Here is a 5,106-nt window from a genome sequence, read left to right as displayed (position 1 = left end):
TTCGCACGTCGACTGAAGACGCTCCGGGGCCTCACGCCATACGAATTCGTTTGCCAGCAATGGCAGCACGAGCCATCAAGATTCACGCAAAACCCGCACCATCAAAACCCGGGACCAAACATCTAGGTCAGCAGCAATGATCGGCACGCGTGCCGCGTCGATATGCTCGCTGGCGTAACAACGCGCCAGCAATCCCTCTCCTAAATAGGCGTCATACTTTGCTCTCTTCATATCGGGGACTAGTAGGGCTAGAACTTCCGCATCAGGAGCAGGCCTTTCGGCGAGAGTTTTCAGGGCGGCAACCAGTTTGCCTCCGTCTTGAGCCGAAACCGTGACCGCAATACCCTCCGAATTGGCCTTTACGCCATGAGTGGCGAGAGCAAGCACCAAGGCCAGTTGCGCCCGATTGCCGACCCAAGGGAAAAGCAGGAGTTCGTCCTCATGCCGATGCAAACCTGCATGCCGCAACCCGAGATGGTCGAATGCTCAACGCGACCACCTGCCTCAAGCACCAGGTGGCGCTCTCGGTCGCCTATGGGGCGGGCCTGCGCGTCGCCGAGGTGGCCGCTCTCAAGGTGAGCGATATCGACAGCGCGCGCATGCTGCTGCGGGTCGAGCGGGGCAAAGGGGGTCGTTACCGCAACGCCATGCTGTCGGCCGACCTGCTGACATTGCTGCGGGAGTGGTGGAAACTCGGCCGCCAGCAGGGCGTGATGCATCCGCAGGGCTGGCTGTTTCCCGGCCAGAACGCGATGAGGCCCATCTGCACCCGGCAACTACATCGTGTGGTCGTCACCGCGGCCCATGGTCGGTCCCCATACATTACGGCACAGTTTTGCGACGCACCTGCTGGAGGATGGCGTCGATATCCGCGTGATCCAGGCCCTGCTGGGTCACGCCCGTCTCGACAGCACAGCGCTCTATACAAGGGTCGCTACCCGCACTGTGCGGGCGGTGATCAGCGCGCTCGACACATTGGGAGCCCTGGCGACGGCGCAGGCGAGGCCCGACGGCTGATCCCCGGCATCTGGGTGCCCGCATCGGCATCACCGCCGTGCTGCACAGTTGGGGCTCAGCGCTGACCCATCATCCCCATGTGCACATGATCGTGCCGGGTGGCGGTCTCTCACCCGATGGCCAACGCTGGATCTCATCGCGCCCGGCCTTCCTGCTGCCCGTCCGGGTGCTGGGCAAGCTGTTCCGCCGCCTGTTCCTGACCCGGCTGCTGGCACTTTTCGACGCCGACCGGCTGGTCTTCCGGGGGCAGCTTGCCCCTCTGGCAGACCGCCGTGCCTTCCTGCGGTATCTCGCCCCTGTGCGCAGCAGGCGTTGGGTCGTCTACGCCAAGCCACCGTTTGCCGGTCCAAAAGCGGTGCTGGCCTATCTGTCACGCTATACCCACCGCGCCGCCATCTCGAACCGCCGCCTCCTCGCGTTCGACGAAAGGGGCGTGACGTTCCGGTACAAGGACTACCGCCGGGATACCGCGCATCAGCAGCAGGTCATGACGCTTGGCACGGATGAATTCATTCGCCGCTTCATGCTGCATGTCCTGCCACGGGGATTTCATCGCATCCGCCATTATGGCCTGCTGGCCAGTTCCAACCGCAAGGCCAGTCTCGCCCGGGCGCGGGACCTGCTGAATGTCATCCCCACACCAGCGGCGGAAGTCCCAGAGCCCGGACCGGTCACGCCACCGCCCTGCCCATGCTGTGGGGGGCAGAGATGGTCGTTATCCAGATCCTTCCCCGCTGGTGCCAGCCCAGAGGACCGCCACGGGCGACTGATCCGGCCGGGGAATCAGCATGATGACCGGCAGACATGACCCTATAACCCGATGCCTGCCGGAACCGTCTCGTTCCGGCACACCGACAGGCTTACGCAAAAACGCGAAAAAACGGCAGAAAGCGCGCACCTGGCCCTGAAGATCCTGTCATCTTCATGTGTAGGATCAGCGGGAAACGCCCTTTGCCGCGTCACGAATGCCGCCACGTGACCCCGCTCAGGGGTGCCTCAGGGCAGCGCCAGTTGCAAATTCCCCATAACTGAGTCCCGGTGTCGCGGGTTCGGTCCTCCCCGACTTTCGTACGCCTCACGGCGTCCGAAACTCTTCAGGACAGCAGAATGTCGACTCTCGGGAAAAAGCGGGGCGGACCGGACATACTAAGCACTTTGAGTTGCGGATCGGATAGATTTGTTGTATCTACTTAATAGATACGCGGAGATGAGCTCATGCATGGAACCGTACGCAAGTGGGGCAATAGCGCCGCCATTCGTCTGCCGACGAGCATTCTCGAAGCCGTCCAGCTGGAGATCGACCAACCTGTCGATGTCCGGGAGGAAGACGGGCTGATTATCATTCAGCCTCTTCGTCGGGAGAGCCTTTCTCTGGAGAGCCTAACGGCGGGGATTACGAACGAGAACCGCCACGATGAGATGGGATTCGGGTCTTCGGCTGGCGGCGAAATCTGGTGATGTCGGAATGGGTGCCGGACTGCGGTGACATCGTATGGCTCGAGTTCGACCCTCAGGCGGGTCGTGAGCAGGCCGGGCACCGGCCTGCCGTCGTGCTATCGCCTGCTTCCTACAACGAGAAATCAGGCATGATTGTCTGCTGCCCGACGACCACGCGCATCAAAGGCTACCCATTCGAGGTTCCCCTTCAGGGTCGGCCAGCGAGCGTGGTGCTGTCTGATCAGGTCAGAAGCCTCGACTGGCGAGCCCGGTGCGCTAAGATGAAGGGCGAGGTTGCAGCTGGCGAGCTTGAAATGGTCCGTGAGCGGGTACGTCTCTTAGTTGGGTAGTTGTGGCAGGAGAGGGGAAGACCGGCTTCCGAAGACGGGGGACGAGGAAGCACACCTCATCAGGTTGACGTTAACGCAACCGGTGGGCCTAGGTCACGTTGACAAAAGACCCGATCCAGAGTCTTGCGGCGGCGAGGTTGAGGAAGCTCATGAAAGACTGGGCGGTCTTCTCGTATCGGGTTGCGATACGGCGCATCTGCTTGAGCATGTTGAACACCTGCTCGATACGATTTCGGTCTCGATAGCGTTGCCAGTCTGTTTGCTGAGGAGCTTTACGGCCTTTGTGTGATGGAATAGCCGCAAACAGGAATTCCCAAACCTGAAGCTTCCATAAAATCGGGCAATATCGGCCCAATGATGGAGGTAGATTTCTAATACCAACTTTCTACCCCAAGAACCTCTTGGTGGATAATTCTACACCATTACCCAAGGAATAACCATATCCACGCACTGAATCAATAACCGTATTTTTCGTTATACTTGCTAGTTTTATGCGCAGCCTGCTTATCAAAACATTCAGGGAGCGATAAGTCGCATCATTTCCCGTGATATTTCGAGACAACAACTCATCCCGACTCAAGCATTCGCTGCTGCGTTCCGCTAGTAGACTCAGAAGAGTGGTCTCAGAAATTGTTAGTTTAACATGAGTTCCATCAATCGTACGGACAATTCTTTTTTTGTAATCAATAAATAAAACCACGTTGGTGGATTCGGTAAAATCATCAACATGTGACTTTTCCATAAGATTAAATATATTTATACACTTTGCGAGCAATAGGTCAGGAGAGATGCTACTGCTCAAGCAATCCAAGGCTCCAGCCCTAATATATTTTAACGATATTCTCATTGAAATATTACAAATAAGTATTATTGCTAAACATCTATATTTTTTCAAAAATAGTAATATTGCCTCGGAATCTTCATCAGTATCAACATTTATTATCGAAATTACCTTTAGTCCATTGTGGCAATGATCGCCGGCATCTGGCAGGAAATCATTTTGTATTATGGATACCGGCGCTCTATTTGCATGGATCCGCAATGAATCAATAAGACGTTCTCTTGCCTTATAGGTATTAATAATCCTAGCCATCAATACTTTCCATTCGGGCAGGGAAAATTTTTATTATTTTAGAAACCACATCCATATCCATTAAAAAAGTCTAGTCTGCACGGATGCTTATCGTACGCATAAGCGCTGCATGTCAAAAAACATCTATCCCGAATTCGTGTCGCAAGACTCGCAAGTACGCAATGATACAAGCAATACCGGAAATTCATCCGCCCAATTTGCGTTGACAAAAGACCTTATCCAGAACCCTGCTGCCTGACGTGCTCCCCTTGAATGTAACCGTTTTAAAGTAGAGTCTGGTCGCTCAGGAGACGGACGAATGAAACGCAGCAGATTTACGGAAGAGTAAATTATTGGTATCCTGAAGGGACAGGAGGCCGGGCTGAAAGTCGCTGATCTATGCCGTAAGCATGGGATCAGTGACGCGACGTTTTATAAATGGAAGACGCGGTATGGCGGCCTTGAGGTTTCTGAGGCCAGACGGCTGAAGGGCCTGGAGGATGAAAACAGCCGCCTGAAACGCTTCCTTGCGGACGCGATGCTGGATAATGCGGCTCTAAAGGAAATTGTTGGAAAAAAAGTGGTGACGCCTGTCGCAAAACGGCAGGCGGTCCAACATATTCGCGACGCTCTGGGCCTGAGCGAACGTCGCGCCTGCGCTCTTATCGCCGTCTGGGGTATCTTCTGGCGCGTGAGGGCCTCACACCCAATCATAAGAAACTGTTCCGCCTTTACCAGGAAGAGGGGTTGAAAGTTCGTCATCGGGGCGGCCGCAAGAGGGCCCTGGGAACGCGTTCGCCCATGACCATCCCGCAAGAGCCCGGTCAGCGCTGGAGCCTGGATTTTGTTTCAGACGCGCTGATCTGTGGTCGCCGGTTTCGCATTCTGGCGGTCATTGATGATTTCAGCCGGAAGGATCTCGCTCTTGTTGCGGATACTTCACTGTCAGGCGGGCGCGTGGTTCGGGAACTGGAGGTGCTGGTGGAGCGGTATGGCAAGCCACACATGATCATCAGTGATAACGGAACGGAGTTTACGTCTCATGCCGTTTTGAAATGGTCCGAAGAGAGGCAAATTGGAGGGTTCGAAAAACCCCTTTGGTTTGGGGCTGCTGGTGTAATTTCATTCCTTCTATGATGTTGGGGGGATGGCTTATGAAGCAGCCGGGTTTCTTTGATGTTGACGAGCGGCTTGCCCGGTCAACCGGGCTTGATGATTAGCTCAAAGCGT

General features: G+C 55.6%; 6 protein-coding genes and 4 pseudogenes. 7 read left to right on the top strand and 3 right to left on the bottom strand.

Annotated features, from left to right (window positions below; all coding sequences use genetic code 11):
- A pseudogene (locus tag F3J08_RS16555) lies at nt 1-126 on the top strand (IS481 family transposase); the annotation flags it as partial.
- Here F3J08_RS16555 and F3J08_RS16550 read toward each other — a convergent pair.
- Nucleotides 76-390 carry a hypothetical protein gene (locus tag F3J08_RS16550; RefSeq protein ID WP_240149424.1) on the bottom strand — a complete coding sequence of 105 codons (315 nt, stop codon included), beginning with the start codon at nt 388-390 and terminating at the stop codon, nt 76-78. The pseudogene F3J08_RS16555 and the gene F3J08_RS16550 overlap by 51 nt on opposite strands.
- Before the next feature lie 92 nt (nt 391-482).
- Between F3J08_RS16550 and F3J08_RS17460 the strand changes: the two are divergent.
- The 5 genes and pseudogenes from F3J08_RS17460 to mazF form a co-directional block, all read left to right on the top strand.
- A pseudogene (locus tag F3J08_RS17460) lies at nt 483-740 on the top strand (tyrosine-type recombinase/integrase); the annotation flags it as partial.
- A 64-nt stretch (nt 741-804) separates the two neighbouring features.
- Entirely contained in the window at nt 805-1,017 is a 213-nt protein-coding gene (locus F3J08_RS17455; RefSeq protein ID WP_205207124.1) for a tyrosine-type recombinase/integrase, read from the top strand.
- Nucleotides 1,013-1,825, top strand: a pseudogene (locus tag F3J08_RS16540) (transposase); the annotation flags it as partial. The gene F3J08_RS17455 and the pseudogene F3J08_RS16540, both read left to right, overlap by 5 nt.
- Before the next feature lie 407 nt (nt 1,826-2,232).
- Nucleotides 2,233-2,475 (top strand): AbrB/MazE/SpoVT family DNA-binding domain-containing protein, encoded by a 243-nt coding sequence (locus F3J08_RS16535; protein ID WP_166931799.1) that lies wholly within the window; start codon nt 2,233-2,235, stop codon nt 2,473-2,475.
- Complete coding sequence (gene mazF / locus F3J08_RS16530) at nt 2,475-2,804, top strand: endoribonuclease MazF (protein ID WP_166931796.1); 330 nt, start codon at nt 2,475-2,477, stop codon at nt 2,802-2,804. The genes F3J08_RS16535 and mazF overlap by 1 nt, the downstream gene beginning before the upstream one ends.
- Nucleotides 2,805-2,892: 88 nt before the next feature.
- On the opposite strand, the gene F3J08_RS16525 is transcribed toward mazF, so the two are convergent.
- Nucleotides 2,893-3,159 (bottom strand): transposase, encoded by a 267-nt coding sequence (locus F3J08_RS16525; protein WP_166931794.1) that lies wholly within the window; start codon nt 3,157-3,159, stop codon nt 2,893-2,895.
- Nucleotides 3,160-3,189: 30 nt separating this feature from the next.
- Nucleotides 3,190-3,897: a winged helix-turn-helix domain-containing protein gene (locus tag F3J08_RS16520; protein WP_166931792.1), complete on the bottom strand. Its 708-nt coding sequence runs from the start codon at nt 3,895-3,897 to the stop codon at nt 3,190-3,192.
- 328 nt (nt 3,898-4,225) lie between these two features.
- Between F3J08_RS16520 and F3J08_RS17320 the strand changes: the two are divergent.
- Nucleotides 4,226-4,953 (top strand): annotated as a pseudogene (locus F3J08_RS17320) (transposase); the annotation flags it as partial.
- Nucleotides 4,954-5,106 lie beyond the last annotated feature (153 nt).

It is taken from the genome of Asaia sp. As-1742 (assembly GCF_011753235.1).
Taxonomy (GTDB): Bacteria; Pseudomonadota; Alphaproteobacteria; order Acetobacterales; family Acetobacteraceae; genus Asaia; species Asaia bogorensis_B.
This window is presented reverse-complemented; position numbering and strand designations above follow the sequence as displayed.